The organism is Niallia sp., assembly GCF_031978665.1.
Taxonomy (GTDB): domain Bacteria; phylum Bacillota; class Bacilli; order Bacillales; family Cytobacillaceae; genus Niallia.
The window spans coordinates 28955-31493 of the sequence record NZ_DALZDK010000028.1 but is presented as its reverse complement, the minus strand read 5'-3'; the positions used below and the strand labels follow the sequence as shown (position 1 = coordinate 31493).

2 protein-coding genes are annotated in these 2539 nt (G+C 38.6%); both read left to right on the top strand.

Translation table 11 applies throughout. The features are described 5' to 3' along the window. The first annotated feature begins 201 nt into the window (after positions 1-201). Positions 202-1620, top strand: coding sequence for a glucuronate isomerase (gene uxaC, locus RTL21_RS15520; protein ID WP_312097013.1), 1419 nt, complete (start codon positions 202-204; stop codon positions 1618-1620). After that, positions 1565-2368 (top strand): alpha/beta hydrolase, encoded by an 804-nt coding sequence (locus RTL21_RS15515; RefSeq protein ID WP_312097011.1) that lies wholly within the window; start codon positions 1565-1567, stop codon positions 2366-2368. The genes uxaC and RTL21_RS15515 overlap by 56 nt, the downstream gene beginning before the upstream one ends. Positions 2369-2539: the final 171 nt, after the last annotated feature.

Genomic DNA, 2539 nt, shown 5'->3' with positions numbered 1-2539 from the left:
GAGATGCTCTCTCTGTTACCTTTTCCGCTCGTTTTCCGGGTTTGCGGGCGCAGAGGCACTATCTCTGTTTCCTTTCTTGCTTAAATCTAGCATAAACGAGCTTTGACAAATTTAATTTCATCAAATCTATCAAAAAATAAACATTAATCTATTTTTCCAGCAATACACTAAAACAATAAAAATAACGAAAGAGGGATTCGTATGTTTCTTAATGATAACTTTCTATTGAAAACAGAAATAGCTCAAAAACTTTTTCATGATTACGCAAAAACCATGCCAATTATCGACTATCATTGTCACTTAGACCCTAAAGAAATTTATGAGAACAAAAACTTCAAAAATCTTACAGACGCTTGGTTGGCTGGGGATCATTATAAGTGGCGCTTAATGCGTGCAAACGGAATTCCTGAATCCCATATAACAGGTGATGCTTCTGATTATGACAAATTTTTAGCATGGGCACGCACTGTTCCAAAAACGATTGGCAATCCTTTATATGCATGGACTCACTTAGAATTAAAGCGTTTCTTTGGAATTGACTTATTGTTAAACGAAGAAAATGCTCCTCTTATTTGGGACCTAGCAAATGAAAAATTAGCTTCCAGCGAATTTAAAAGACGGAATATTATCATTAACTCCAATGTAAAAGTCGTATGTACGACAGATGATCCAACCGATACACTTTATTATCACCAACAGATACAGAAGGAGGAACAACACTTTCAAGTACTCCCTTCCTTCCGTCCTGATAAAGCCTTAAATATTGATCAAAGTGGCTTCATCGAATGGATTGAAAAGCTAGGCATACAAGCACAAACACCAATAACTTCCTATCAAGCTTTAATAGAAGCACTTAAAAACCGCGTTTCCTATTTTCATCATATGGGTGGAAGGTTATCGGATCATGCGCTAGATATATTGACATATGAAGAGGCAGATGAGAAAACCCTTGAAGTAATTTTTCAAAAGAGAATCAAGAATGAAGCTTTAACTCCATACGAAATTAGTGCATATCGTACAGAAACACTTACTCGCTTAATTGGTTTTTATTATGATCAAGGTTGGACGATGCAACTCCATATCCATGCATATCGCAATACAAATACAGCGATGTTTGAACAATTAGGACCTGATACTGGATATGATGCTGTCAACGATCTTTCTCTTACCATTCCTTTACAGCGCTTGCTAAATCGAGCGGAGAAAGAAGGCAAATTACCTAAAACGATTCTTTATTCCCTTAACCCAAATGATTTCTTTGTCTTAGCTACCTTAATGGGATCCTTTCAAAAAAATACGCCTGGTAAGCTCCAGTTAGGATCTGGTTGGTGGTATAACGATACTCGGGCAGGAATGCGCCATCAATTAACGGTTCTTAGTGATGTTGGGCTCTTATCAACCTTTGTAGGAATGCTAACAGATTCTCGCAGCTTCCTTTCCTATACAAGGCATGAATATTTCCGTCGTGTGCTTTGTGAGTTTATTGGAGAAATCGTGGAACGAGGCGAAGCACCAGAAGACGAAACATTGCTTGGAAATATAGTTGAAGCAATTAGCTATAACAATGCCCACCAATACTTTGGATTTGAGCGTTCCTATGCTAAAAATCATACACGATAAGTTTAGTAATGAAACTATAACATCTAATCAGCAAATGACTGTAAGTATTTCCCTCTTAGATGATCATGAGAGACCCTTCATTCTGGTTTTTCCAGGTGGAGGGTACCACCATTTGGCAGAAAAAGAAGGGAAACCTATCGTAAAATGGCTTCATTCAATCGGTTATCACGCCGGGGTTCTCTATTATCCCATTGGCACGATTGATCATCTAAGTATGGTAAAAGAACTAGAGGAAGCTTTTATTCAACTACGCAAGCACGCAAAAAAGTGGCACATAACAGAAAATAAGATAGGAGCATTAGGTTTTTCTGCTGGAGGACATTTAGCTGGTTTAGCCGGCACAAAAATTACGAATCGAGCAAATGCGTTACTCTTGTGCTACCCTGTTATCACATTCACAGAACCATTTAGACACGCTGGAAGTCGAGAGCATTTTTTAGGAAGCACACAGCCTTCTAAGCACTTAGTCGAAAGTTATTCCATAGAGCATCTCATCGACGAACATACACCTCCAACCTTTATTTGGCACACTGCTGATGATCAATCTGTACCCATTCAAAATACGATCCTTTTAGCTAATAGCCTTGCTCGGCACAACATTCCATTTGAATATCATGTATTCCCGTCTGGAAAACATGGATTGGGAATGGCAAAGGAATTTCCCTATGTAGAGCGGTGGCTGAGCTTTGCTGAGATATGGTTAAAAAATATATTCGATGACAAAAGCTTGGAGGGAAAGCATGCCTGAAACTACAACTATTTTTCTAGCAGGAGACTCCACAGCAGCAGAAAAACAGACTAATAAACGTCCAGAAACAGGCTGGGGAGAGAAACTTTCATCCTACTTCACAGACGATATTGTTATTCAAAATAGAGCGGTAAATGGCAGGAGCACAAAGTCCTTTATAAATGAAGGACT

Excerpts from the sequence above, each read along its gene's own strand:
- uxaC (WP_312097013.1), top strand. The coding sequence starts at position 202 with ATGTTTCTTAATGATAACTTTCTATTGAAAACAGAAATAGCTCAAAAA.
- RTL21_RS15515 (WP_312097011.1), top strand. The coding sequence starts at position 1,565 with ATGCCCACCAATACTTTGGATTTGAGCGTTCCTATGCTAAAAATCATA.